The sequence below is a fragment of the Acinetobacter sp. Q186-3 genome, from assembly GCF_013420655.1.
Lineage (GTDB): Bacteria > Pseudomonadota > Gammaproteobacteria > Pseudomonadales > Moraxellaceae > Acinetobacter > Acinetobacter indicus.
In genome coordinates, this window is the sequence record NZ_VOXS01000008.1 from 1 (window position 1) to 26,255 (window position 26,255).

General features: G+C 44.2%; 22 protein-coding genes and 2 pseudogenes. 7 read left to right on the forward strand and 17 right to left on the reverse strand.

Annotation, left to right across the window (positions count from 1 at the left end):
* The 6 genes and pseudogenes from FTT64_RS08715 to FTT64_RS08730 all read right to left on the reverse strand — a co-directional run.
* Positions 1-389 (reverse strand): annotated as a pseudogene (locus tag FTT64_RS08715) (transposase); the annotation flags it as partial.
* Positions 390-455: 66 nt separating this feature from the next.
* On the reverse strand, positions 456-1,010 hold the full coding sequence (locus tag FTT64_RS14440; protein ID WP_227554590.1) for a hypothetical protein: 555 nt from the start codon (positions 1,008-1,010) through the stop codon (positions 456-458).
* Positions 1,011-1,040: 30 nt separating this feature from the next.
* On the reverse strand, positions 1,041-2,747 hold the full coding sequence (locus tag FTT64_RS08720; RefSeq protein ID WP_227554589.1) for a P-loop NTPase fold protein: 1,707 nt from the start codon (positions 2,745-2,747) through the stop codon (positions 1,041-1,043).
* A gap of 227 nt (positions 2,748-2,974) precedes the next feature.
* A complete protein-coding gene (locus tag FTT64_RS08725) occupies positions 2,975-4,258 on the reverse strand; it encodes a ribonucleotide-diphosphate reductase subunit beta (protein WP_005175999.1) in 1,284 nt (427 codons plus the stop codon).
* Between the two features lie 141 nt (positions 4,259-4,399).
* Entirely contained in the window at positions 4,400-4,531 is a 132-nt protein-coding gene (locus FTT64_RS14445) for a preprotein translocase subunit YajC (RefSeq protein WP_081407111.1), read from the reverse strand.
* Positions 4,532-4,679: 148 nt separating this feature from the next.
* The gene (locus tag FTT64_RS08730) at positions 4,680-7,514 is read right to left on the reverse strand and encodes a ribonucleoside-diphosphate reductase subunit alpha (RefSeq protein ID WP_016659875.1); all 2,835 of its coding nucleotides are present in this window, start codon (positions 7,512-7,514) and stop codon (positions 4,680-4,682) included.
* Between the two features lie 595 nt (positions 7,515-8,109).
* Between FTT64_RS08730 and bfmR the strand changes: the two genes are divergently transcribed.
* Both bfmR and bfmS read left to right on the forward strand, forming a co-directional pair.
* Positions 8,110-8,826 (forward strand): response regulator transcription factor BfmR, encoded by a 717-nt coding sequence (gene bfmR, locus FTT64_RS08735; protein ID WP_005176018.1) that lies wholly within the window; start codon positions 8,110-8,112, stop codon positions 8,824-8,826.
* A gap of 33 nt (positions 8,827-8,859) precedes the next feature.
* Positions 8,860-10,515, forward strand: coding sequence for a sensor histidine kinase BfmS (gene bfmS, locus FTT64_RS08740; protein ID WP_163146073.1), 1,656 nt, complete (start codon positions 8,860-8,862; stop codon positions 10,513-10,515).
* A 207-nt stretch (positions 10,516-10,722) separates the two neighbouring features.
* Here bfmS and putP read toward each other — a convergent pair whose 3' ends face one another.
* The 5 genes from putP to FTT64_RS08765 form a co-directional block, all read right to left on the reverse strand.
* Entirely contained in the window at positions 10,723-12,216 is a 1,494-nt protein-coding gene (putP, locus tag FTT64_RS08745; protein WP_075167564.1) for a sodium/proline symporter PutP, read from the reverse strand.
* 204 nt (positions 12,217-12,420) lie between these two features.
* Complete coding sequence (locus FTT64_RS08750; protein ID WP_005176027.1) at positions 12,421-13,275, reverse strand: SPFH domain-containing protein; 855 nt, start codon at positions 13,273-13,275, stop codon at positions 12,421-12,423.
* 10 nt (positions 13,276-13,285) lie between these two features.
* Positions 13,286-13,765, reverse strand: a complete 480-nt coding sequence (locus tag FTT64_RS08755) for an NfeD family protein (RefSeq protein WP_005176030.1) — start codon at positions 13,763-13,765, stop codon at positions 13,286-13,288.
* 110 nt (positions 13,766-13,875) lie between these two features.
* Complete coding sequence (locus FTT64_RS08760) at positions 13,876-14,793, reverse strand: patatin-like phospholipase family protein (RefSeq protein WP_168396349.1); 918 nt, start codon at positions 14,791-14,793, stop codon at positions 13,876-13,878.
* 63 nt (positions 14,794-14,856) lie between these two features.
* Positions 14,857-15,483 carry a lysophospholipid acyltransferase family protein gene (locus FTT64_RS08765; protein WP_163146071.1) on the reverse strand — a complete coding sequence of 209 codons (627 nt, stop codon included), beginning with the start codon at positions 15,481-15,483 and terminating at the stop codon, positions 14,857-14,859.
* A 153-nt stretch (positions 15,484-15,636) separates the two neighbouring features.
* Between FTT64_RS08765 and FTT64_RS08770 the strand changes: the two genes are divergently transcribed.
* Positions 15,637-16,893: an MFS transporter gene (locus FTT64_RS08770; RefSeq protein WP_180182298.1), complete on the forward strand. Its 1,257-nt coding sequence runs from the start codon at positions 15,637-15,639 to the stop codon at positions 16,891-16,893.
* 922 nt (positions 16,894-17,815) lie between these two features.
* The gene (locus FTT64_RS08775; RefSeq protein ID WP_127798721.1) at positions 17,816-18,553 is read left to right on the forward strand and encodes a carbonic anhydrase; all 738 of its coding nucleotides are present in this window, start codon (positions 17,816-17,818) and stop codon (positions 18,551-18,553) included.
* A 65-nt stretch (positions 18,554-18,618) separates the two neighbouring features.
* On the opposite strand, the gene FTT64_RS08780 is transcribed toward FTT64_RS08775, so the two are convergent.
* The 5 genes from FTT64_RS08780 to FTT64_RS08800 form a co-directional block, all read right to left on the reverse strand.
* Complete coding sequence (locus FTT64_RS08780) at positions 18,619-19,344, reverse strand: amino acid ABC transporter ATP-binding protein (protein WP_171457064.1); 726 nt, start codon at positions 19,342-19,344, stop codon at positions 18,619-18,621.
* Positions 19,345-19,358: 14 nt separating this feature from the next.
* Positions 19,359-20,042, reverse strand: a complete 684-nt coding sequence (locus FTT64_RS08785; RefSeq protein WP_005176046.1) for an ABC transporter permease subunit — start codon at positions 20,040-20,042, stop codon at positions 19,359-19,361.
* On the reverse strand, positions 20,042-20,785 hold the full coding sequence (locus FTT64_RS08790; protein WP_005176049.1) for an amino acid ABC transporter permease: 744 nt from the start codon (positions 20,783-20,785) through the stop codon (positions 20,042-20,044). Before FTT64_RS08790 ends, FTT64_RS08785 begins: the two co-directional genes overlap by 1 nt.
* A gap of 63 nt (positions 20,786-20,848) precedes the next feature.
* Positions 20,849-21,793, reverse strand: a complete 945-nt coding sequence (locus tag FTT64_RS08795; protein WP_016659882.1) for a transporter substrate-binding domain-containing protein — start codon at positions 21,791-21,793, stop codon at positions 20,849-20,851.
* A gap of 361 nt (positions 21,794-22,154) precedes the next feature.
* Complete coding sequence (locus FTT64_RS08800; protein ID WP_005176055.1) at positions 22,155-22,832, reverse strand: DUF421 domain-containing protein; 678 nt, start codon at positions 22,830-22,832, stop codon at positions 22,155-22,157.
* Positions 22,833-23,086: 254 nt separating this feature from the next.
* On the opposite strand from FTT64_RS08800, the gene FTT64_RS08805 reads away from it, so the two are divergent.
* The 3 genes and pseudogenes from FTT64_RS08805 to FTT64_RS08815 all read left to right on the forward strand — a co-directional run.
* Positions 23,087-24,118 (forward strand): molecular chaperone DnaJ, encoded by a 1,032-nt coding sequence (locus tag FTT64_RS08805; protein WP_168396347.1) that lies wholly within the window; start codon positions 23,087-23,089, stop codon positions 24,116-24,118.
* A 93-nt stretch (positions 24,119-24,211) separates the two neighbouring features.
* Complete coding sequence (locus tag FTT64_RS08810) at positions 24,212-25,345, forward strand: molecular chaperone DnaJ (RefSeq protein WP_168396346.1); 1,134 nt, start codon at positions 24,212-24,214, stop codon at positions 25,343-25,345.
* A gap of 71 nt (positions 25,346-25,416) precedes the next feature.
* A pseudogene (locus FTT64_RS08815) lies at positions 25,417-25,521 on the forward strand (DUF559 domain-containing protein); the annotation flags it as partial.
* A 45-nt stretch (positions 25,522-25,566) separates the two neighbouring features.
* Here FTT64_RS08815 and FTT64_RS08820 read toward each other — a convergent pair.
* On the reverse strand, positions 25,567-26,250 hold the full coding sequence (locus tag FTT64_RS08820) for a hypothetical protein (protein WP_127799664.1): 684 nt from the start codon (positions 26,248-26,250) through the stop codon (positions 25,567-25,569).
* Between the last annotated feature and the right edge of the window lie 5 nt (positions 26,251-26,255).

Genomic DNA, 26,255 nt, shown 5'->3' on the forward strand with positions numbered 1-26,255 from the left:
GCTGAGTTTGGCTTGATAGCGGTAGCAGGTTTCACTAATGCCAAATGCTTTACAAGCCAAACGAATACTAATGGCATGCTGGGCAACTGCCTGTTGTGCCATCTTACGCCGGCAAGATGGCTTTACCACTTTTTTGCCATCGCTTCCTGGATGATTTCGGCCTTTAATCGCTCTTCCGCATACATCTTTTTAAGTCTGGTATTTTCGGCTTCTAGCTCTTTCAGTCGAGCCATTAATGATGTATCCATACCACCATATTTGGCACGCCATTTATAAAAGGTAGCATTACTCATGCCGTGTTCACGGCAAAGGGTCGCTACAGGTGTGCCAGATTCTGCCTGTTTTAAAATGGACATGATCTGGCTGTCAGTAAATTTAGATGTTTTCATGCAGAATCTCCTGCTCGTATCTTAAGAGAAAATTCTACTTTTAGATCCTATTATTTTTAGGGGGGATTACCCTTCATCTGCCATTGACCTATGAATATGCTCAAAAATATTATGCCAACTTTTAACTATTTTATTAATGAATATGGATAAATTCTCTCCTCTATCTATATATTCGAAAATGAACTGGATTGAACGTTCATCCTGATTTGATAATAGCTCAAATAAGTTGTTGTAATGATCTTTGAATTTAGTATAGTTCTCAAGTATATAGTCGACTAAACAAAAATTAAGAATGCTTGTATGTAAAAATTGTCTAGGGGTTAAGTATTTTTCTAATACTTTTTCCACATTAGTTAAAGTTATATCAAAATCTGAGTTTATATGGTTTATAACACTTTGAGCATAGTCTCTTTCAGTAATATTTATTACACTGTCAATAAAGAATGAAATATAGTCAGAATAGTGCTCGTCTATGTAACCTTCTCTAACTAAAAATTGAAGTAGAGGTGGATGTATATCAGATTCAAAGAATTCTTCACTTGAGTTTATAGTGAGTAACTCTTTTAATGTATTTTGCTTAAGATAATTTCTTTGATTAACTAAACCTTGCTTTTCCTCCAATAATTTTCCACGATTCGTTGTTTCACTATTTTAAATTCTATTTTCTCTTTCTTTATATGAAAGCGTAGTGTTAACTATATTTTCAATTATTTGGAAAGTAAATTTAGTATCTTCAATATTTATAATTTCACAGCGCATATATCGATCATTGTTTTGAATTTCAACAATCCATTCAAGTTTTTTGGAATTCTGAATAACTTCGAAACTTTCATCATTTGTGAGATTTTGGTGATCAAGATCCAAGCTGTCAGCTTTTAACTTTATTAAATAAGAAATTTGGTTATGCTGTATACTGTGGCCAGAACGATGAAAATTTGTGACAATAGGCATTCTGCTAAGAATTTCATAAATATATAATTTTCTTAATTCAGTGATGGTTTGAATTTTTTCTAATTGGGATGCTTGAATTTTCTCATCCAAAGCGACAATTTCATGTTTAATTTTTTCTAATTGATTTGAAATAATTTTTTTCTTTTTAATTGTAAAAATTTCATATATTTCACCTTGATTAGAGTGTAGATTTGCAAATTCGGCAGGGTAGTAGTTTTTATAAATTATTAAAGCTAATAATTTGTTTTTATTTAGATTTGGGTTGTTAAGTTTCTTTACATAGAGTTTAAATTCATTAAAAATATTTGTTACCAGTCTCATATCATCAAAATAAAGTGAGACCTGATGTAGGAAAACATCTTCTATTTCATCGTGTAGTTGACTATCACTTTGTTTGTTAATATAGTTTTTTCGAATCAAATCATAAGCATTTGTGGGGTTTATGACAGGAATAATTGGGATGATAAAATCGAAAAACTTAGATCGATCTTTATCTTTGAACATGTTATCTCTAATAGCGTATAAAAATACTATAGGACGGTTTACTTGCTTTGAGTTGTTGATAAGGGTATTGAGCTCCCTTAGTCGAATAAAAATTTCTGAATTTTCAAAACGATCTAGATCTTCAATTATGATAACGTCAAATTTTGTTCTTTCAAAAAAATATAAAATCTCATCTAGGTGTTTGTTCAGTATTGATTCTGATTTTTCATTATTTAATGTGATTTCAGTATCTTGAAACTTCAACTTAAGTTCTTTTAGCTTTTCAATATATTTTATTCCAGTAAATAATCCAACTATGCAAAATAATAAGAATAATAATGAAGCAGTTGTTGTAGGTAGTTGGTCTGAACTAGCCAATATACTAAGCTTTTCAAAAAAAATACTTTGTGGAAAAAATACAAATAGTGCTAGAAAAGCCCAGAGGAAAATAAAAAGTGTATTGGCAATTAGCTCTCTAGTTTTAACAGTTACGATGCGCTTTAGTCGAGAGCGAGGTAATGTTTTTTGATCGACTGAATAAAAGAGTTGTTGTAGTATGCTTTTTTCTATAGCTTCAATTTCAATTTCTTTACTATTAGCGTTTCCCACTTCTAATTCATCTTTAAATGTTGCTAACGATATATTTAAGTATTTCCATTGTGGATGCTTTTTTTGAAAAGTTTGTAAAACACTACTCTTACCTGAACCATATGGCCCAGTTATAGCAATATTGTTCGTTTTATTCTGTGATAATGCGAATTTCAGCATATCGGAATACGCGTTATCTTGATCTGCGCTAGTAATTGGTGTTAAAGATAAATATTGATTTGTTGATGTTATTTGAGGAGCTGAATGAATTTCTTTAATTTTTGCAAAAGTTATTTTTAATTCATTCCAAATTTTTTGGCGCTTTTCTTTTGACATTTAAATAGTCTCGTCCCTAATACATATTTAATTTTGCAAGTATTTTAGCCTTTTCATTGTTTTAACATTTATGTGTAATATAAATATTTAATTAAAGACTAGATCGTATATTTTAAAAAACCGCCAATTTATGGCGGTTTTTTGATCAATGACAACTTATGTGTCGCGCAATGACATTTTATGTGTCGCAAATGACAACTTATGTGTCGCGTGACGAAATCTTTCGCTTACCAGCTCAACGCGCCGCCCGTCTGATAATCCGTCACACGCGTCTCGAAGAAATTCTTCTCTTTACGCAGGTCCATCATCTCAGACATCCAGGCAAACGGGTTGGTCACACCGCTAAACTGCTCAGGTAAGCCCAACTGGCTTAAACGGCGGTTACAGATGAACTTCAGATATTCTTCCATCATGCCAGCGTTCATGCCCAATACGCCACGTGGCATAGTATCACGTGCATATTCAATCTCAAGCATGGTGCCTTCAAGAATCATTTGAATCACTTCTTGCTGGAATTCAGCAGTCCACAGATGTGGGTTCTCGATCTTGATCTGGTTGATCATATCAATACCGAAGTTCAAGTGCATTGATTCATCACGCAGGATGTACTGGAACTGTTCCGCCACACCATTCATCTTGTTACGACGGCCCATTGACAGGATTTGTGTGAAACCACAGTAGAAGAAAATACCTTCAAGTACACAGTAGAATGCAATCAGGTTACGCAGCAAAATCTGGTCGTTTTCAGGCGTACCGGTTTTGAAGGTTGGGTCGCTTAAAGATTGGGTGTATTTCAGGCCCCAAGCTGCTTTACGTGCGACTGATGGTACTTCACGGTACATATTGAAGACTTCACCTTCATCCATGCCTAAAGATTCGATACAGTACTGATAAGCATGCGTGTGAATCGCTTCTTCAAATGATTGACGCAAGATGTACTGACGGCATTCCGGGTTAGTGATGTGACGGTAGATCGCCAGAACCAGGTTATTGGCCACCAGTGAGTCAGCAGTCGAGAAGAAGCCCAGTGAACGCATCACGATGGTACGTTCATCTTCAGTCAAGCCATTTTCAGACTTCCACAACGCAATGTCGTGGTTCATGTTGATTTCTTGTGGCATCCAGTGGTTGGCACAACCATCCAGATATTTTTGCCAAGCCCATTCGTATTTGAACGGCACCAGCTGGTTTAAGTCAGCGCGGCAGTTGATCATACGTTTGTCATCAACCTGTACACGTCCTGCACCCATTTCCAGCTCTTCCAGGCCAGGCGCCACGTCAAGCTGTTCTAGGGAAGCAGATGCTCTTGCCAGCGAATCGGTTGAATTTGCTGATCCGCTTCGAGGGGTTGCAGCGGGTTGTGCAGCTGCCACATGCGTCTGTGGTTGCTCTGCAGCAGGTACCACTTGCGGATTAGCCGCTTTTTGCGGTTCGACGGGCGTAGGCTGGTGTTCAGGAGCAGCCGGTTTTTGCGAATCATCTTCGAAATCGTCCCAACTTAGGATAGACATATCAATTCTCTCTTCGTTGCTTTATATCTTTTATTGGACATCTCACGACGAAGGGGAGATGTCTTACTATACGCTTAATTTGTGAAAGCAAAATTAAGTTTTGCCGATGCTTGTTCTAAAAATGTACGTAGAACACGATCCTCAAGACTTATTTTGCTTTCGCTTCTGTTTGCGAATGGCCAAAAAGGCATAGACCATCGGCGTGTAAAAGAAAATAAAGGAAAAGACCAGAACCGCGAGTCCTAACATATAGTTATGAGTCATATGAGGCATGGTCTTTTCCTGTGTTATTTTCAAATACTTTGCAATCCTCCCCACACCCCTCCTTTAATAAAGAAAGGCCTTCCCGCATATCGAATCTGATTTTGGGAAGTCCCCCTTTGGAAAAGGGGGATTTAGGGGGATTTTTATCAAGCGAGGCTTACTGGCAAGCTTCACAATCAGGATTATCAATTGAACATGCTTGTGGCACTGGTGCTGCTTGAGTGAAACCTTCTTCCTCTACAGGCGCTTCAGGTTTTTTCTCTTCAACCACTGGCGCTGCAACTACAGGAGCCGCAACGGTTGCAGGTTTAACTGCATTCAATGCACCAGTATTAATGGTTGATTTCTCAGCCGATGTTGCACCCAAAGCACGCAGATAATACGTCGTTTTCAGACCACGTAACCAAGCCATCTTATAGGTGATGTCCAGTTTCTTACCATTTGCACCAGAGATGTAAAGGTTCAGAGACTGCGCTTGGTCGATCCATTTTTGACGACGAGAAGCAGCATCTACGATCCAGCGTGGCTCAACTTCAAACGCAGTCGCAAAGATCGCTTTTAATTCTTCAGGAATACGAGAAATCTTCTGAACAGAACCTTCGAAATGTTTCAGGTCGTTGACCATTACCGCATCCCATAGGCCGCGTTCTTTCAATGCACGTACCAGGTAAGGGTTGATCACAGTGAACTCACCAGACAGGTTCGATTTCACATACAGGTTCTGGAAGGTTGGCTCAATCGATTGAGACACGCCACAGATGTTAGAAATAGTTGCTGTTGGTGCAATGGCCATCACGTTCGAGTTACGCATACCGTCTTTTTGAACTTTGGCACGTAAAGTGTCCCAGTCCAGACGTTGGGTACGATCAACTTCAAACATGCGCTCAGGACGGGTTTTCGCCACCAGCTCTAAAGAGTCGATTGGTAAAATACCCTGATCCCATAATGAACCTTTGAAGGTTTCATAGGTACCACGCTCAACCGCCAGATCACTTGAAGTTTGAATTGCGTAGTAAGAAATCACCTCCATTGATTCATCAGCAAAATCAACTGCTGCATCAGAACCGTAAGCAATACCCATTTCGTACAGTGCATCCTGGAAGCCCATGATCCCCATACCCACCGGACGGTGACGCAGGTTCGAGTTTTTCGCCTGTGGTACCGCGTAGTAGTTGATGTCGATCACGTTGTCGAGCATACGTACCGCAGTTTTGATGGTACGTGCCAGTTTTTCATGATCCAGTTTGCCGCCTTGAACGTGCTGTACCAGGTTAATTGAGCCTAGGTTACAGACCGCGATTTCATCTTTGCTGGTGTTCAGGGTAATTTCTGTACACAAGTTAGATGAATGCACCACGCCTACGTGTTGTTGTGGTGAACGCAGGTTACATACGTCTTTGAATGTGATCCAAGGATGGCCGGTTTCGAACAGCATCGACAGCATTTTGCGCCATAAGTCTTTGGCACGTACTTTCTTGTGCAGCAGGTTCTGTTCTTTCGCTACCGCTTCGTAATGCGTATAGCGTTCAGTGAAGGCCTGACCAGTCAGATCATGCAGGTCTGGTGTTTCAGATGGCGTGAACAGGGTCCATTCTGCATCTTCAAACACACGTTGCATGAATAAGTCAGGAACCCAGTTGGCTGTGTTCATGTCATGGGTACGACGACGGTCATCACCGGTGTTCTTACGCAGTTCCAGGAATTCTTCAATGTCTAAGTGCCAGGTTTCAAGGTAGGCACACACCGCACCTTTACGCTTACCACCCTGGTTCACCGCAACCGCAGTATCGTTTGCGACTTTCAGGAACGGTACCACACCTTGTGATTTACCGTTGGTCCCTTTGATGTAAGAGTTCAGGGCACGAACTGGAGTCCAGTCATTACCTAAACCGCCTGCCCATTTAGACAGCATCGCATTGTCACGCATTGCGCCATAAATATCGTACAGGTCATCACCAATGGTAGTGAGGTAACAGCTAGATAACTGAGGACGTAGCGTACCTGAGTTAAACAGGGTCGGCGTAGAAGCCATGTAGTCGAAGCTCGACAACAAGTTATAGAACTCAATTGCACGTTCTTCTTTGTTGTCTTCGTTCAGCGCCAGACCCATAGAAACGCGCATGAAGAACAATTGCGGCAATTCGAAACGGATACCATCTTTATGGATGAAGTAACGGTCGAATAACGTCTGTAAACCAAGATACGTAAACTGGTTAGAACGTTCTGGCTGAATGGCAGCGGCCAGTTTTGCCAGATCAAAGTTCAGCAGGTCTTCTGACAGCAGCTCCAGCTCGATACCTTTTTTCAGGAAGGTTTCCAGAGCTTCGCCTTCAGGGGTTTCTACTGGTAGACCCAGGAACTCCAGGCCTGTTGCCACTAAGTCATTACACAGCAGGCGCGCAGTAACGTAAGTATAGTTTGGTTCCTGTTCAATACGGGTACGCGTCGCCATCATCATGGTGGTTGAGATGTCTGACTCTTTTACGCCGTTGTACAGGTTTTTCACGGTTTCATCGACAATGGCCTGAACATCAATGCCTTCAAGACCTTCAGCTGCAGTGGTGACGGTTGCTGTCAATGCACTTAAATCCAGTGGCTTTAACTGGCCCTGGCTGTCAGTGATCTGTAAGGTCGGATGATGGTTGGCACCCATCTGCTTACGTGCTTCAGAACGTTGTTCGCGATAGATGACATAAGCACGAGCAACTTTCTGTTCGCCAGTACGCATAAGCGCAAGTTCAACCTGGTCCTGAATTTCTTCAATGTGAATGGTGCCGCCTGATGGTAAACGACGCTTAAACGTGTTCAGAACCATTTCAGTCAGTTGTTCGATACGGTCATGAATACGGCTGGAATCGGCGCTTTGCTGACCTTCAACCGCCAGGAAAGCTTTACCAATCGCTACAGAGATTTTTTCTGCATCGAAAGGGGCCACTTCACCGGTGCGTTTAATCACCTGAAGTTGACCGGGTGTGGATGTGATTACGCTCATGTCAGCATAGCTCCATTGTCATCTATTGTTATGTTTATAGACCATTGAACCGGGCAAAAAATAGGCCACAGTGTTTGAGGAATAAACACAAGACTTAGTGGTTTAAAATTGAATTGAACACAAGATACGGGAAATTTTAGGGTAGATCAATATTGACTTTTCTTTAAAATTTTTGGCGTTTTTTGGATAAAATCTTTTGCAAAAAAATCCCCGATTTGTCCATTCGGCTATAAGCCTTATCGGACAAGGGCATAGCATAACAAAGCCGGTATAATCTGCTTATAGATAAACTTGTGGATAACTAAAAATCTCTTTGAACAGTCAGTCACATTCTGATCAATGGCCAAAAGCTGCAAAAAAATTGTACATTTTAAAAAGATTTATGTTGTTGAATTCATGGAATTCAGTTAAAAAGAGAAAAGTATAAGGAATTCAATAATTAATAAAAATATAACAAAAAGCTACTTTGATGTATCAGTTTAGTGAATAGCATCTTGTTTACAATGTAAACGTGTGTATATTGCAGAATATATTTCGACGTATCTCCCGGATTTTAAAAGGATAGAATACGTTTAATCAAATAAAGGGGCAGTTCATGAGCCAAGAAGAAAAGTTACCAAAAATTTTAATTGTTGAAGATGATGAGCGTCTGGCACGTTTAACCCAGGAATACCTGATCCGTAACGGACTGGAAGTGGGTGTCGAGCCAGATGGTAACCGTGCCATCCGCCGTATTATCGCGGAGCAGCCAGATTTAGTGGTGCTGGATGTAATGCTGCCGGGTGCAGACGGTTTGACCATTTGCCGCGAGGTTCGTCCACATTATCATCAACCGATTCTGATGCTCACTGCACGTACCGAAGATATGGACCAGGTTCTGGGTCTGGAAATGGGTGCAGATGACTATGTCGCCAAGCCGGTTCAGCCACGTGTTCTGCTGGCGCGTATTCGTGCCTTGCTGCGCCGTACTGACAAAGCCCCTGAAGATGAAGTGGCACAGCGTATCGAATTTGATGACCTGGTCATCGACAATGGTGGCCGCTCAGTAACCTTGAATGGTGAACTGGTCGATTTCACCAGCGCAGAATATGACCTGCTCTGGTTACTGGCTTCGAATGCTGGCCGTATCCTGTCGCGTGAAGATATTTTCGAGCGCCTGCGCGGGATTGAATATGACGGTCAGGACCGTTCAATTGACGTACGTATTTCGCGCATCCGTCCAAAAATTGGCGATGACCCGGAAAATCCAAAGCGTATTAAAACTGTACGCAGCAAAGGATACTTATTTGTCAAAGAAACGAATGGTATATAATCGTCGCGCGTATCTGATATAGGACGGTTTTTCGTGTTCAAACACAGCATATTCTTGCGGATTTATGCAGGATTGGTGATTCTGGTGGCATTGGTGGCCGTGTTTGGCTATCTGCTGGTTCAGATCATTAACTATCAGCGCGCGCAAGAATATCGTGAATCCCTGACCGATGGTATGGCTTATATCATTAGTGAAGGGGTGGCGCGACAACCCAATGAGCAGCAAAAGCAGGACTGGATTTCAGATGCCTCAGATTTGCTGGAACTGCCTATCTATTATATTGCTGCCGATAAGGTCGAGCTGTCACGGGCCGAACTGAAACGGATTAAAGAGCGCAAGGCTGCGGTACGTTACGATGCAGAAACGACCACAGCCTATATTATTATGGGCCTGAAAAATGACCCGGAACATTATCTGTATATCAAGGCCGATGAAATTACCGAACGGCAAATGAAGGCATTGCCGATCTTTATTCTGGATTATCTGGTCTATTTCCCGGGACAGGAAAAAGAATATCTGGCCCGTATCCAGGATCAGTTCTCTTATCCTATCGACATTCAGAACATTGCCGATTTACCGCTCGACTCCGAGCAAATTGGCCGTTTAAGGCTGGACCACAGCATTATCCTGTATCGGGATAATGCCAGCGTACGTGGCACCACCATCTCCATTATTTCGCCAATGCCGAACTCACCGTCCGAGGTGCTGGTACTTGGTCCGGTACCGCTGTTTAACTGGATGCCATTCCAGCTGGCGGCCGGGATTACCTTGCTGAGTCTGTTTATTCTGAGTCTGGGCATTTATGGTCTGATTCTGCCGATGCAGCGCAAAATCCGTGAAGTAAATTTCGCCTTGAACCGTATGAAAACCGGCGATTTAAACCTGCGTTTACCCATTGACGGTTCAGATGAAATGGCTAGTCTGGCCTCCAGCTATAACAGCATGTCCGATCATATCCAGCGTCTGATTGAAGCCCAGCGCGAGCTGATGCGCGCGGTATCGCATGAACTGCGTACCCCGGTGGCGCGGATTCGTTTCGGGATGGAAATGCTGGCCGAAGAAGATGATTATGAATACCGGATTCAGCAGCTGGACATGATTGATAAAGACATTGAAGCGCTGAATACCCTGATTGACGAGATCATGACCTATGCCAAACTGGAGCAGGGCATGCCATCGTTAGAAATTGAAAAAGTGGTGCTGTTTGATGTGCTGGATCAGGTGGTCAATGAAACTAATGCGCTGAAAACCGGTAAGGACATCCAGCTGCAAACCATGTCGACCAGTCTGGAAGTCGATGCCGAGCGCCGTTATTTACACCGCGTGGTGCAGAACTTGGTCGGGAATGCGGTGCGTTATTGTGACCACAAGGTACTGGTCAGCGGTGGCGTGACTGCACAAGGCGTGGCTTATGTCTGTGTGGAAGATGATGGGCCGGGCATTCCAGAAGAAGACCGGAGCCGCGTATTTGAAGCCTTTGCCCGTTTAGATGATAGCCGTACCCGTGCCTCTGGGGGGTATGGTCTCGGCCTGTCGATTGTCAGCCGGATTGCCTACTGGTTTGGCGGCAAGATTGAGGTGGATCAGAGCACCACTTTGGGCGGTGCACGTTTTATTATGTCCTGGCCGGCGCAGCGCTTTAGCAAGTCGCGTAAAAAGCAGGGTAATAAAGAAGGGCTGGAATCTTAAACGCTGCTTCAAAGATTCAGCTAAAGAACAGCAGCAAGGGGCGTTTGCTGTTCTTTGGTGGGAGAGTTGGGTCAGAGATTGTCAGCCATTGTCACCATCCAAAATGGTCCGCGTACTCTCTTACTGTCCAGTCTTTGAATTGATCAATTAAGTTGCTAAAAAAATAGCCAGTGATGTCACTGGCTATTTTGTTTTTGCATGGAGCAATTATTGAGTCTGTTGTTTGTACAAGCGGTCTGCTTCATCAAAACGCTCAGTAATGCTGCTGCTTGGCGCTTTGCCCAGCAAGCTCACCACAATAATGGCAATAAACGAGCAGACAAAGCCCGGAATAATTTCATAGATACCGGTATCGCCCCAGACATTTTTCCAGAGAATCACCATCACCGCACCCACGATCATGCCGGCTAGCGCGCCATTTAAAGTCATGCGTTTCCAGAATAAAGACAAAATAATCAGTGGACCAAAGGCGGCACCAAAACCTGCCCAGGCATAAGCCACCAGGCCAAGAACTTTCGATTCCGGATTACCGGCCATCCAGATTGCCAGCAGGGCAATCAGTAACACCATTAAACGGCCAACCCAGACCAGCTCTTTTTGTGAGGCAGATTTACGCAGGAATGATTTATAGAAGTCTTCAGTCAGGGTACTTGAACACACCAGCAGCTGACAGCTTAGGGTACTCATCACCGCAGCCAGAATTGCCGCCAAGACAATACCAGCCACCCACGGGTTAAACAGGATTTTGGTCAGTTCCATAAACACGGTTTCAGGGTTGGCATTCACCACCCCGGCCAGTTCCGGATGTTGCTGGAAGTAGGCAATACCAAAGAAACCGGCCGCCACCGCACCACCTAAACACAGGATCATCCAGGTCATGCCAATGCGGCGTGCATTCGGAATCGACTTCACCGAATCTGCCGCCATGAAGCGCACCAGAATGTGCGGCTGACCGAAATAACCCAGGCCCCAGGCCAGTAACGAGATAATCGCAACAATACTTAAATCACCGACCAGATTCATGGCTTGCGGACGCGCAGCTTCCAGTGCCAGCGTCACTTGAGATAAATCAGAAAAGGTCAGCAGGGTGACAATAGGCGTCAGGATTAAGGCAAAGATCATCAGGCCAGCCTGAATGGTGTCTGTCCAGGACACCGCCAAGAAGCCGCCAATAAAAACATAGCTGATGGTGGCAATGGCACTGATCCATAAGGCCGTGCTATACGACATTTCAAACATACTTTCGAACAAGCGCGCACCGGCCACCATGCCAGAGGCACAGTAAATCGCAAAGAAAATCAGAATCACAAAGGCCGATACAATACGCAGCACTTTTTTCTGGTCATTAAAGCGATTGGAGAAATAATCCGGTAAGGTCAGGGCATTGTGCTGCACTTCGGTATGTACCCGTAAGCGGCCTGCGACCAGTAACCAGTTTAGCCAGGCACCAATAATCAGACCAATGGCAATCCACACCTCAGATAAACCGGACAGATAAATTGCTCCCGGTAAACCCATTAATAACCAGCCACTCATATCCGATGCGCCAGCAGACAGGGCCGTGACAAAGCTGCCTAAACGGCGGCCACCCAGAATATAGTCTGAAAAGTTGGTGGTTGCGCGATAGGCCATCAGACCAATCGCGATCATGGCGACAATATAAAACAGAAAGGTGATTAAGGTCGGATTTAGGGAGCTCATACGGTATCCATATAGTATGTTGGACAGTAAAGGACTTATGGCCTCAATGCGTTCCATGCAAATTCTTGATGGATACTCACAAGTCCTGAAAGATTAAAAAATGAAGGCGAAATTTAACCATAATTTTGCATGAAATACTGATTTTTCTTTCAGGCAATAAAAATAGACAGCATCCAGGCTGTCTATTTTTGGCTAAAAAGGCGCTTAGTTTTGTCGGCCCATGACCCCACGAATGGTATTCAGAATATCGGCCGGTAATACCACGGTCTTGGCATTTGGCGATTTCGACATATCCTGCATGGCTTTTACATATTGTTCACCAAGCAGATAGGCCACCGGAATTTCTTTATCGCCGACTGCTGTCGTGACCATTTCAATGGCACGTTGCGAAGCTTCGGCCAGTACCACTTGTGCTTCGGCATCACGGCGTGAAGCTTCAAGACGGCCTTCGGCTTCCAGAATGGCTGCCTGTTTTTCACCATCGGCTTTGGTTACGGTGGCACGACGCTGACGTTCTGCTGCCGCCTGTTCTTCCATTGCTGACTGCATTGTGTTGGATGGTTTAATATCTTGAATTTCAACGGTTTTAAGGGTAATACCCCAGTCCGCAATATCATCTGAAATCGAGGCTTTTAAACGTGCCTTAATATGGTCACGTGAGGACAGCGCATCATCCAGATCCATTTCACCCACAATAGAACGCAACGAGGTTTGTACCAGGTTCTGAATGGCCCAAGAATAGTTTTCAATCCCGTACACCGCTTTTTCTGGCGTGGTCAGGTTAATGTAGGCCACCGCGTTCATCAGCAGGACGGCGTTATCGCGGCTGATGACTTCCTGAGACGGAATGTCCAGCACAATGTCTTTGGTGGTGACTTTATAGGCCACTTCATCGACATAGGGAATTACGAAGTTCAGACCCGGACTTAGGGTGGTGTGGTATTTACCCAAACGTTGCACAATCCATTTATAGCCTTGTGGAACAATACGCACCCCTTTAAAAATGGTGATGGCCACAAAGGCCAGCAGGGCTAAAACAATAATGGAGCCAGCATTCATTTTATATTACTCACTGTTTTTCGTTGTCATTCTGCAGGCTATGCAACTGCACAACCAGATCATTGCCAAGAATATCGACCACACGCACACGATCACCGACCTGCACCGGACTTAGAGTGCGGCAGTTCCATTCATCAGAACCGAGCACCGGCATCGGAAAACGGACTTTCACTTCGTCATGCTCCAGATTGGTCTGGATGACCATACCAATCTGGCCGATGGTGGCTTCCCGTGACAGGCCGGCTTTGGTTTTATCAATCGACAGTGGTTTAATAAATTTAAACCAGAGCAGGGTACACAGCACCGATAAAATGATCCACATCACCAGCTGCGTGGTGGTGCCCATCATCGGGAACAGCAGATATAAAACGCCCACCATCAGCGCGCCCACGCCAAACCAGAGCGCAGCAAAAGCCGGCAGCAGCAGCTCGGAAAGAATCAGCAAAATGCCTAAAACAAACCAGTGCCAAGGTTCAAGAACAAATTCCATACATCGACTCGTCGCGAATGATTGTAAAAAGAATCATTGATATAGATCAATCTGTATGCTGTTCAATGTAGCAGATGACAACCGACTTGGATATGAAAAAATCCCCGATGTTAAAATTTGGCTTTGGGTGGTGGTGCCAAAGCGGCCGGAGATTTTTTAAAATCGCTGATGGCTTTTTCAATGGCGCGGATTTTCAGCTGGGCAGCTTTTTCACCTTCTAAAATGGTCTGGTTGCTGGCTTTTAAATCCAGTGTGCCAATATGACCAACTTTAGGCTGAATCACCACATTGGCCTGACGTAGCTCTTCATGAATACTCTGCTGGCCCATAATGTTGATGGTCTGATCGAGCAGGCCCCACATATTCATGGGCGTATTGCCGGTCGGACGCGCGGAAATATCTACAGCAATGACCAGATCAGCGCCCATATCTTTGGCAGTTTTGACCGGAATCGGGCTGACCAGACCGCCATCGACATATTTGGTGCCGCCAATAGTTGCGGGGACAAACACATTTGGAATACTGCAGGAGGCACGTACCGCCTGACCGGCATTGCCTTTAATAAACTCGGCTTTACGGCCATTGTCCAGACGGGTGGCGACCGCAGCAAAACGAATCGGGAACTGCTGAATGGCTTTGTTACCGACCTGCTGATTGACATAGTCCTGCAGTTTCTGGCCCAGCACAAAGCCCTGACGGTTCAGAGTTAAATCGCGAATATCAGATTCTTTAAAGTTCAGGGCCAGTTGCTGTAACTGATACGGTGATTTACCACTGGCGTAAAGACTGCCGACAAAACTGCCGGCACTGGTGCCGGTCACAATTTTCGGTTTAATGCCGTGTGATTCTAAAACTTTCAGTACGCCAATATGGGCAAAACCTTTGGCACCGCCGCCGCCTAAGGCAATGGCCACCACCGGTTCACGCGCCTGAATGGGCGTCGGAGTCACTGGCGTTTGTACCGCCCGATCACAGCCGGATAGTGCCAGTAGCAATAGGCCAGCGGTCGAAAATTGCAGTAATTTCATGATTCGATAGGAGATTAATTCAACAAAATATGCGCACATCTCAGCAAAAAAATACGGTTTTGGCTAGTCTTTGGGCCAGCGTTTTTGTAACGGCTTGGCCAGCCAGTGCGGATTTTTGGCAGAAAACTTGCCTTCATAATGCTGATAAATCGCGTCTAAATCCTGTTCATAATGCCCGGTCGGATAAAACACACCAAGAATATGAATGGTCTTATGCGCATAATCAAAAGAGAACATCACAATCGGAATTTGTGCGCCATAGGCAATATGATAAAAACCGCTGCGAATCTGCTCGGCCTGTTTGCGCGTGCCTTCCGGCGCCATCCCGACCCAGATCTGTTCACGTTGCCGGATAATTTCAATAATCTGCTGGGTATGGCCTTGCGGCGCATGGCGAATTACCGGTACCACCCCAATCCATTCCAGCAGCGGTTTTAACGGTGTATTAAACAGGGTATGTTTGCCAAAAATGGTGACTTTCAGACCCAGTCCGAGCAGAGCAGCGAAGCCATGCCAGGCATCAATATTGGAGGTATGCGGGGAAATAATCGCCACTGCTTTGGGAAGGTTGGGAAATTCGCCTTTCAGCTGCCAGCCTTGGGCCAAAAAGAGCGATTTAAACAAGCCTCGGCTCAGGGCGCTGCCGCGGCCAGGCACCTGATCAGGTAAAACAGGAAATTGCTTGGTCATTGTTTTTATGTATTATCCTACTGAAACTCAGCCAAGTTTTACAAAATATTGCGACTTTATTCAATGGGTAAGCAGAGCAAAATACGCTTTCTTTTGAGCAGTTTTGCCTAGAGTCATCCGCTTGGCCTGAAATAAAAAGGAATGTCCGCTGCTATGCCGAATCTTTATCTGTTGCTGTTTTCCCTGTACTGGGCGCAAGGTCTGCCGGTAGGCTTTATGACCCATGCCTTGCCTGTGATTTTACGGGCACAAGGGGTATCACTGGCACATATTGGCGGTTTTGGTCTGTTAATGCTGCCCTGGTCGATTAAAATTTTCTGGGCGCCGTGGGTGGACCGTTTTGGCCGGAGCGCCCAGGGCCATTACCGTTCCTGGATTATTCCGACTCAGTTGCTGAGTGTCGTGGTGTTAATCGGGCTATCATTTATCCCGATTCAGGCCCTGAATGAACCGCTGTATTTGTTTGGCTTTTTTGTCGGACTGTTGCTGATGAATCTGGTCGGAGCCACGCAGGATATTGCCACCGACCGGCTGGCAGTGAATATTTTAACTGGCCAGCAGCAGCACTGGGGCAATACCTTTCAGGTGATTGGTTCACGGCTGGGCTTTATTGTTGGTGGGGGCGCCATGCTCTGGGCCCTGGACTGGCTGCACTGGCAGGCCACGTTCCTGATACTGGCACTGCTGGTATTTTTAAATACCTTGCCAATTTTACTGTATCGTGAACCGCAACATACAGCCAAAACAGCGCAGAAGACCACGCCTTTTTCCTGGCAGGTTGTGCGCCAGTATCTGGGTTATTTTCGCCAGAGCCGCAGCTTGGCACTATGGTTATGGGTGCTGCTCAGTTTTAAAATTGCCGATGGTTTATCTGGCCCACTACTCAAACCGTTAATGGTCGATTTGGGCTTAAGTTTTTCCCAGATTGGTATTTATGTGACCATGCTAGGGGCGTTTGCGGCGTTACTCGGTGCAGGTGTGGCCGGCTTATTGCTCAGGGTGATGTCACGTGCTCGGGCTTTAGTGTTGTTTTCAGTGTTGAAAGTACTGGCTTTAGCCGCCTATAGCTGGCTGGCCTATCAGTATGAACAGCAGCAGGCGGTAGCATTGTGGCTGATTTATCTGATTAATGCGCTGGAAGATGGTATTTCGGCGATGCTGCTGGTGGTGATGCTCACTTTGGTGATGCACTATAGCCGCAAACAGCTGGCCGGTACCGATTTTACCTTTCAGGTGGCGCTGATGGCTACCGTCAGTGGTGGGCTGTATAGCCTCAGCGGCATACTGGGCGATCAGCTTGGTTATGCACGCTATTTAATGATGATTAGCGGGATTGCGCTGCTGTGTCTGCTTCCGATTCTGGTCTGGGCCAGAAGCCTGCCAAAAGATGAGGCGCTTCAGCACAAATAAATCCTTAAAAAAGAAAAAAAGCGATCCTGGAGGGAATCGCTGGAGTCGTAACTGGTTTATAAAAAATAATGGCCTTCCACCTTGACCCACAGCCGTTTGCTGGATGAATAGTGGCTGTGCTGATGTTATGCAGTGAGGAGGGCACTTTCTTGGAATTGACCCTGAATATGGGCAGGGAGTGGTGTGCGATCCCGATGACAAGCAGTGTAGTGGCTGTTTATGACATATTTAAGACAGATGCAGGCGCTGACGTGCAGACTGTCGAATTCCTGTTCAATCAATTCATAGATCGACGCTCCTGATCAGAAAGACTGACTTTTGAATAAGCAAGATACTCATCAGCTGGTTTGGTTTAGATATTCCATTTTTAGTGATGAATCCTGTGATCAACTCGTCAATGACAAGTGGCGTTGGCTAAATCACAACGTCAATCATGCTTCATGCTGGTGCAGCTAAAATTCGAGGCCAATCCATCCCGGTAGAAAACTTAACATACCTAGTAAGACCGCGAAAATTCCATGCTAAAGCTGAGCTAAAAAATCGGCCAGCGCCAGCAGAATCGCTGATCTACTTCTTCAATACCTCATGTTGTTGCCGGTTGATTTAAGCAAAGCGTCATCAGTTTTATAAGTCGCTGATCCAGCAGCCAGAAAACTGTTAGTACCGGACTTATAAAAAAGCATCATCATCGAACTGGAAACCAAGGTGGGTTTGGGCGGCAACGTCGTGATTGATCAGTACAACTTGATAAGTCGATGCACCGGACAAGTCATTATCAGGCCATCAGGCTGAATTATAACGCTCAAAAACCGCTTTAATCAGATACAAAAGCAATAAGCAGTTGGAAGATTTGGTTTTGTCCTGCCGGCGCAGGTTACGGATGATCAAGGCTCTTTTGATGATGTGTTTTCAAGGTTGAAGAATGAAACGGAGTATTTTTGCAGCGACTGCACTTTTGAGTATGAATATGGCTTTTGCTGCCGAGGGCAGTCATTTTGACTGGAGCTATGCGGCACAGACTGCGCCGGATAAATGGAGCCAGTTAAAACCGGAATATCAGGCCTGCGCGGGCATGAATCAGGCGCCCATTAATATTGCCCAGACCACACCGGCACAGTTGCCGCCGTTAAAACTGAACTATGCGGCCAAGGCTAAAACCATTGTGAATAACCAGCGCACGGTTCAGGTCAATTTTGAACAGGGGAATCATTTGGAACTGGACCAGAAAGTCTTTGAGCTCAAGCAGTTCCATTTGCATAGTCCAAGTGAAAACACCATTCAGGGGCAAAGTTTTGCGATGGAGATGCATCTGGTACATGCCACACCTGCGGGTGAACTGGCGGTGCTGGCAATTATGTTTCAGGAAGGTCAGGAAAATCCGAAGCTGAAACAGCTGTGGCAGGAATTACCGCAGCAACCCGGTGAGGCCATTATTTTAAACCATCAGGATGTAGCCGCGGCATTTTTACCGGAGCAACGGGATTATTATCGTTTTAACGGCTCTTTAACCACGCCGCCGTGTACCGAAGGCGTGCGCTGGATTGTCTTCAAACAGATTCAGCAGGCCTCGAGACAGCAGATTCAGGCTTTTTCACAGCTGATGGAACATCCGAATAACTGGCCGGTACAGCCGACCAATGCGCGTCTGGTGCTGGAGTAATCGAATACGAAAAAAAAGCAGATCATCTGATCTGCTTCTTAATTTGGGATGTTTGGTTGTACGGATTAATGCAGGATTTTATCTAGGAACTGCTGGGCACGTTCACCGCGCTGGGTATTAAAGAATTCATCTTTGGTGCAGTCTTCGACAATTTTACCCTGATCCATAAAAATCACCCGGTTGGCGACCTGGCGGGCAAAGCCCATTTCATGGGTCACACACATCATGGTCATGCCTTCACGCGCCAGCTCGACCATTACGTCCAGTACTTCGGTAATCATTTCCGGGTCCAGCGCCGAGGTTGGTTCATCAAACAGCATGGCAATCGGGTCCATACTTAAGGCGCGGGCAATGGCAACCCGCTGCTGCTGCCCACCAGAGAGTTGCGCCGGAAATTTGTTCGCCTGCGAACTTAAACCAACCCGATCCAGATAGGCCAGCCCTTTCTGTTTGGCTTCAGTTTCCGAGCGGCCCAGTACTTTGATCTGGGCAATGGTCAGGTTTTCGGTAATGCTTAAATGCGGAAACAGCTCGAAATGCTGGAACACCATGCCGACGCGACTGCGCAGTTTGTTCAGATTGGTTTTCGGATCGCTAATTGAAATCCCATCAACCAGAATCTGGCCTTTTTGAAACGGCTCCAGACCATTTACGGTTTTAATCAAGGTCGATTTTCCCGAACCCGATGGTCCACATACTACCACCACTTCCCCTTGACGAATCTGGGTGCTGCAATCGGCCAGGACTTGAAAATCCTTATACCATTTGCTGACATTCTGGAGGTCAATCATAATCTTGGGTTCGGTCATACCGTCAGCCTCCTTTGTAGTTTTTTCACTGCATAGGTGGCGATTAAACTCACGCTAAAATACACCAGCCCGGCAAATAGAATATATTGGGTCAGCAGCGCCATTAAATCGCCGCGGACATAATTGGTACGGAAGAAATCCAGCAGGCCAATGGCATAAACCATGGTGGAGTCCTGAAACAGGATGATGGTCTGCTGTAACAGCAGCGGGGTCATTTTGCGAAAGGCCTGCGGCAAAATAATCAGCCGCATCGACTGGCCATAAGTCATGCCCAGCGCATAGGCAGCCGCAGTCTGACCTTTGGGAATGGACTGAATCCCGGCACGGACAATTTCAGAAAAGTAGGCCGCCTCAAATAGCATAAAGGCCACGATACTCGACACCAGCGCGGTATCAATGGTCAGGTAATTCCCGGTGAGGGCGGTGTAGAAAAACGGTACTGCAAAATAGAACCACATTAGCACGAGCAGCAAGGGAATCGAGCGGAACAGATTGACATAGCCTTGTGCAAACAGATTCAGTACGCGAATAGAAGACAGGCGCATTAACGCCAGCAGGGTGCCAATTAGAATACCGCCAATGGTCGCCATGACCAGCACTTTTAAGGTAATGGTAAAACCATGCCAGAGCGCCGGCCCGGACAGTTGTAAATCATTTAAAAATGCAGTGAGCCATTCCATTATTTTTCTCCTGCAATCAGGCCGGGAACACGTAAACGTTTTTCCAGCAGGTTCATGCCCTGAATCAGGCAAATATTAATCACAATAAAAATAACGGTGACAATGGTATAAATTTCAATGGTGTTTTGCGTGTACTCACTGATGGTTTTCATTTGCGAGATAATTTCAGCCACCCCGACCAGAGAGGCGACTGAGGTGTTTTTAACGCAGTTGGTCAGCTCCGAGCTTAACGGCGGCAAAATGGTGCGAAATGACTGCGGCAAAATTACATAGCGATATAACTGCGCGGTACTAAAACCCATGGCATAGCCGGCATTGATCTGTCCACGTGGCAGGGCTTCAATACCGGTGCGCACCTGTTCACAGACCCGTGCCGCGGTAAACAGTCCCAGCCCGATACTGGCTGAAATCAGCGCTGAAGTATGCGCGCCTAGATCATTCATCCACCAGCTTTTGATGGGCGCTGGCAGGAAATTGGGCACCACATAGAACCAGATGAACAGCTGGATCAGCAGCGGTACATTACGGAAAATGGTGACATAGGCGGTGCCAATCGTGCGGGCGGTTTTGCTGGGCAGGGTTCGCATAATCCCCAAAATGCTGCCCAGTAGCATGGCAATACTCCAGGCCACAATGGCAATCACCAGCAGCCAGCCCAGACCGGCGAGAATCCAGTGCAGATAGGTACTGTCGCCAATGCCGGTAGACTGAAACAGGACACCCCAGTTCCAACTATAATTCATACGTCCTCCTCAAAAACTCAGGTAAAGCATCCGTGTTTACCTGAGCCGGTTTATGTTGGAGTGTTACTGATCACGATCGTGCGGATTGGCAATCAGGTCTTTCAGCTGATCGGACATTTCAAAGTTCAGGTTGATGTTCTTCGGTGGAATTGGCTGCTGGAACCATTTGTTATACATCTGGTTGATTTCACCCGAGCTATAGGTGGCTTTAATGGCATCATCCACCACCTGTTTAAATTCAGTATCGCCTTTACGCAGCATACAGCCGTAAATTTCCTGAATTGGTGCCGTGCCGACAATTACCCATTTGTCTGGATCGGTGGCTTTGGATTTTTCACCGGCCAGCAGAATATCATCCATCATAAAGGCAGCGGCACGGCCACTTTGTAGCATCAGGAACGATTCGGCATGGTCTTTGGCTGAAATAATTTCGCCAATACCGAGTTCTTTTTCATGCTGGCGGATATAACGTTCAGAGGTGGTGCCAGCGGTGGTGACCAGTTTTTTGCCTTTTAAGTCAGCAAAATCCTGAATGCCGGAATCTTTGGCCGTCAGTAAACGTGAACCCACCTGGAAGAAACCGACCGAGAAAGCGACTTGCTGCTGGCGTTCCTGATTGTTGGTGGTCGAGCCACACTCTAAATCGACAGTCCCGTTAGAAACCAGTGGAATCCGGTTCTGGCTGGTGACCAGGTTGTAGCGGATTTTCAGATCTGGCATCTCCAGTTTCTGTTTTAGCGCTTCCACTACTTTTAGTTGCAGATCATGTGCATAACCGACTGGCTGATTTGGCGTATCGGCAATATAGGAGAAGGGAATGGATGAGTCACGATAACCCAGCACAATGGTGCCGGACTTTTTGATTTTCTCTAAGGTGCCTGAACTCGAGGCAGCGGCATTGGTGTTGCTATTGGCATCAGCTGGAGCTTTATTGTCACTACAAGCACTGAGGCCAAGCATGAATGCGCTGGCACAAAACAGGGAGGTGAGGGTGCGTTTAGAGGTCATGTACAAAACTCCTTTTGTATTGATTATTGGTCATTTGCTGTTATTCATGGCAATTCCAATCCTGGAACTGATTTATCAGGTAATGAAGCAAATGAGATTGTTTTAATTATCTCTGCACAACGGCATAGCTTCATCTTAAGCGAGATTTCCAGCATTGCTCAAGCGAAATTTTTAACCGTTTTGTTAATGATAAATCGTTATGAAATAACCACTTTTTAGATAAATAGCAGCAAAAAGCATGAATAAAATACAGCAGAAACTGTGCCAGTCTTGGGCCATTAAAGACCAAGATATGACCAAAGTTGAGATAAAACGGTTGGGCGAAGGTGGATGAACCGGCACAGAGATTTAAATCACGCGATTAATCTACCCGCAGGGTATTGATGGCTTCAGTCCAGTGACAGCTGTCACAACGCGGGCAGATCTGCTCGGCACTTTGCAAAAAATCGGTATAGCCACAGTATACGCAGGCGTAATGGGTATGCGGTTTAACGTCGGTGATTTCCTGACAGGCTTTGGGAAACAGGGGTAAACCGTACCGCACCTGATCATTGGAGAAAAACAGGATGCTAAACTTGCCATCATTTTCGAGTAAACCGACCCGTACCTGTCCCAGATGTTCGACCCCTTGCTGGCGCATTTCGGCAAAGAATTCATCATGCGACATTTTACCGCGTTTAATCTTTTCTAAGACCAGCTCACCATCTTCGACAATATACAGTGACTTGCCTTCCAGCAGATCTTCAAAGGGTTGGTATTTCATCATTAACCAGGTCACCAGACGATACAGGAAAATCACGATGCTCATGATTAGCAGGGCCTGAATCAGCGGCAGATCTTCGGTGAACATCGGGTCGCCGGCAATTGAACCCAGCGATAGAATAATCGCCAGTTCAAAAATTGACAGCTGGCGCACACCACGTTTTCCAGTCAGACGTAAAAAGATAATGATCATGCTGAACATGAGGATGGCACGCACGCTAATTTCAGCAGCAAAAGCCCAGGTGGTGTCATGAATAAAAATACTGGCCCAATCCATGTGAATGTCCTTTTTATAATCTGTTGGTCTTTGTTGATACTATGCATGAATTGCGGCGGCTGAATGTTTATAGTTGCGTAATGAACAGCAATGATTTGAGTGACTTGGTTAATTCAAAAAATTACCTGATCTGAAGCCACGTAATGTTAAGGCTTATTTGCTCAGGATTTTGCTTTGCTTCAGTTTTACTGAGATGAGTCAAAAAATACTTTCACATAAATCAGGTATAATTTCTCTTTTGCTTTATCTTCCCTATGCCTTTTGCGCTGAAAACCACGCCAAACATGGTGCTTGAAGTCTTACCACAGCATCAGAAGCTGAACCGTTTAATTGATGAGATTGAACAGCAGAAACAGTTATTGCTTGCATGGCAACATGCCCAAGATGACATTCGTGCCTATAGTCAAAAGGCGCTGATGCCTGCGTATCGTGAGTTATATAGCACTTTGTATGAACAGATGAAGACACTTTGGAATGGTCTAAGTAGTTATAGTTTCACGAAATCAAATACAGCATTGGTGGAAGATAAAATCCAAACTTTAGCGCGGTTACTACAAGGTTCACATTTGCTGAGTCAAAAGCAGTTAGATGAAGTGGAAAAAATGCATGTCTATTATCAGCAGGCAGATGAATACAGCAAGAAAAAAAACAAGAATAAAAATATAGACACTTTTGATGAGCCTGAAACTGAAACAGTCCAAGCCGATGATGTATTTGAAGATTGGAATAATGATCAATACCAACAAGCACGTGAGCAAGCCAAGTTAAAACGTCAGCAAGAAAAACAAGCGCAAGCTGAAAAGATGGTGAATCAATCACTCAAAACTGTGTATCTCAAGATTGCTTCCATCATTCACCCTGATCGTGAGTCCGATGAAGCTAAAAAAGAGGAAAAGACCGAGCTTTTACAACGTGCCAATGAAGCATACGAACAGGAAGATTTATTCTTTTTACTGAAACTTCAGCTTGAAGTTGAGCAAAGTAAAAACGGTTCAAACAAAGGTTTAAGCACAGAACAATTCAAGTTTTACCAACAGGCGTTAGAAGCACAAAGCCAGTCCTTAAAACAGCAGATGCAGGAATTGATTAACTCGCTTGTATGGTCAAATAAAGCCAAAATTGCGGTGCAAAAGTCCAAAGGGCAACTCAATATTGAGCAGTTGTATAAACAGATTGATGCGGATGTTTCGAACATGAAGCATCAGTTAAAAGCGGAGAAGCAACGGCTGAGTTTTATGGGGAAAGAGAGTGGGCTAGGGATGTTGTTGGAGCATGGGGTTTTGTAAAGAATATAGTTTTTTTGAACTAAGCAAAAAGTTTGTATACTATTCATTATGCTAAAATATTACAGAAATTGAGATTAGCGTTGAAGTCAGTGAATGAGCAATTTAGATTTAAGCATTTATCAAACAAGTGAAAAATTATCGGCACAACAAAAAAAGTTTAATCGATTGCTTGAGAAAATTGAGCAATTACAAATGGTATTGGCGGACTGGCAACAAGCGCAAAAACAAGTTCAAGAGGATGCAAGAGATGAGCTATTACCTTTATATCGTCAGTGGCACCACGTTTTGTTCGCTCAATTAGAGACGCTTTGGCAATATAAAAATACGCATAAAATCGCAAAAACATATTTAGTGCGTTTAGATGAAAAAATTTCAATTTTAGCGAGTCAGCTGCTTAATAATCCGAATCTTTCTGAACAACAACATGAGTTGACGCTTATCATTGCTCAACATTATGAGCTGATAGAAGAAAGTGCTGATGCTGATGAAATGATGCAAAAACAAGCCATAAAAGAAATGATAGCAGACCAAATCGGGGTACCCGTAGCTTGGCTTGACTTTGATTTGGATCTCAATAATCTCGACGCGTTTATGGAAAAAGTAAAAGATAAATTAGATCGAGAAGAAGCAAATTTTATTCAAAATCAGCTTAATGAAGATGAGCGTGATGAATATCAAAAGTTTGCTGAAAAGGAAAAAAAGAAAATTTTAAAGAAGCAAACACAGCTTGAAGAAGCGAAAAAAATGGCAGGGCAATCTCTAAAAAGCATTTATTCAAAAATTGCTGCCTTAATTCACCCTGATCGAGAGCAAGATGAACAAAAGCGCATTGAAAAAACCGAATTATTACAGCAAGCAAATGCTGCATTAGAGGAAAAAGATTTGCTTACTCTTTTGAAATTGCGTGTTTTTACAGCGCAAGGTGATCAGGAACAGGCAACAAAAATCGCGAATGAGCATTTGAAATCTTATAATTTATTGTTGGAAGAGCAAGTAGAGAAATTGCAATTTGAAATAGATGATATTATTTATTCATTTGATTGGATCGGCTCTGGTTTTTACAAACAGCGTTTTAAACCTGTTGATTTGATAAAAAAATATCAACGCGATTTAGCAGATATTCAAGCAAAACTGTTAAGAGATGAAAAGCGTTTAAATGATTATAAGGATTTTGATTACTTAAAAATTTTACTGAAAAGCAGAGCATTTAGTTGGTCATTTGAGTAATTTTTAGCATTGATTGTCATTCAGAGCATCGTCATTTTGACGATGCTTTTTTATGCACTTTAACCCGCTGATTATTCGCCTTCGCCAAATCCATGCGTCACACTGCCACCGATGCAGAACATTTAATGTGGCAACTTCTACGCGCCAAGCGATTTATGAATCTTAAATTTCATCGTCTTATGTGATACAACTTATCAAGTGCTTATATAAGAGTGATAAAATTATATACTTGAAGCTATAGTAGTTAATAGCTGTTGTCGTTGTTCAATATTTGTCTCTAGTTCAAATAGGCTCTCGTACATCATTTTATCTTGCTCACTTTTTTGGTCATTCACAATTTTTTTAAGTTGATTGATATATTCTCTATTACCTGCGTGCAACATATTTACGTTATATCCCCATAATATCTTAGTGTACATAGCTTCTGATGGATCTAACTTATCTAATTTATTTTTATAAAGAGACGCCGCTGCTAAATAACAATCTTGTATTAAAGAAGGTGATTTGTTCAAAGACTCCATAAGCATGCATTGAAAATTTTTCAAATTTGGTCGTTTGTCTTTGCTTAGAATTTCTTCTATGAACTCATAAGCTCGATCAATTTCTCCAATGCGTAAATATGTATTAATCAGAATACGATTACGCTCTTTATCACTATTAATTTGCTCAAGTCTAGGAATTAAAGATTTAAGCTTTTGAGTGGTTTTTTTCTCATCATCTGAATTTTGAAATTCTAAAATAAGCGAGTTGTACTCTTCTATTACTTTTTTGCTTTCAATATTCAATTCCGCTGTTATATCTGTATTCTTAGAATTCTCTACTGCATTGTTAGTTGAGCTGTTACATGCGGTTGCTAAGCCTAGTGTTGTAAAAGATACTAATACTGGAATAAGAATTTTTTTCATAGGGT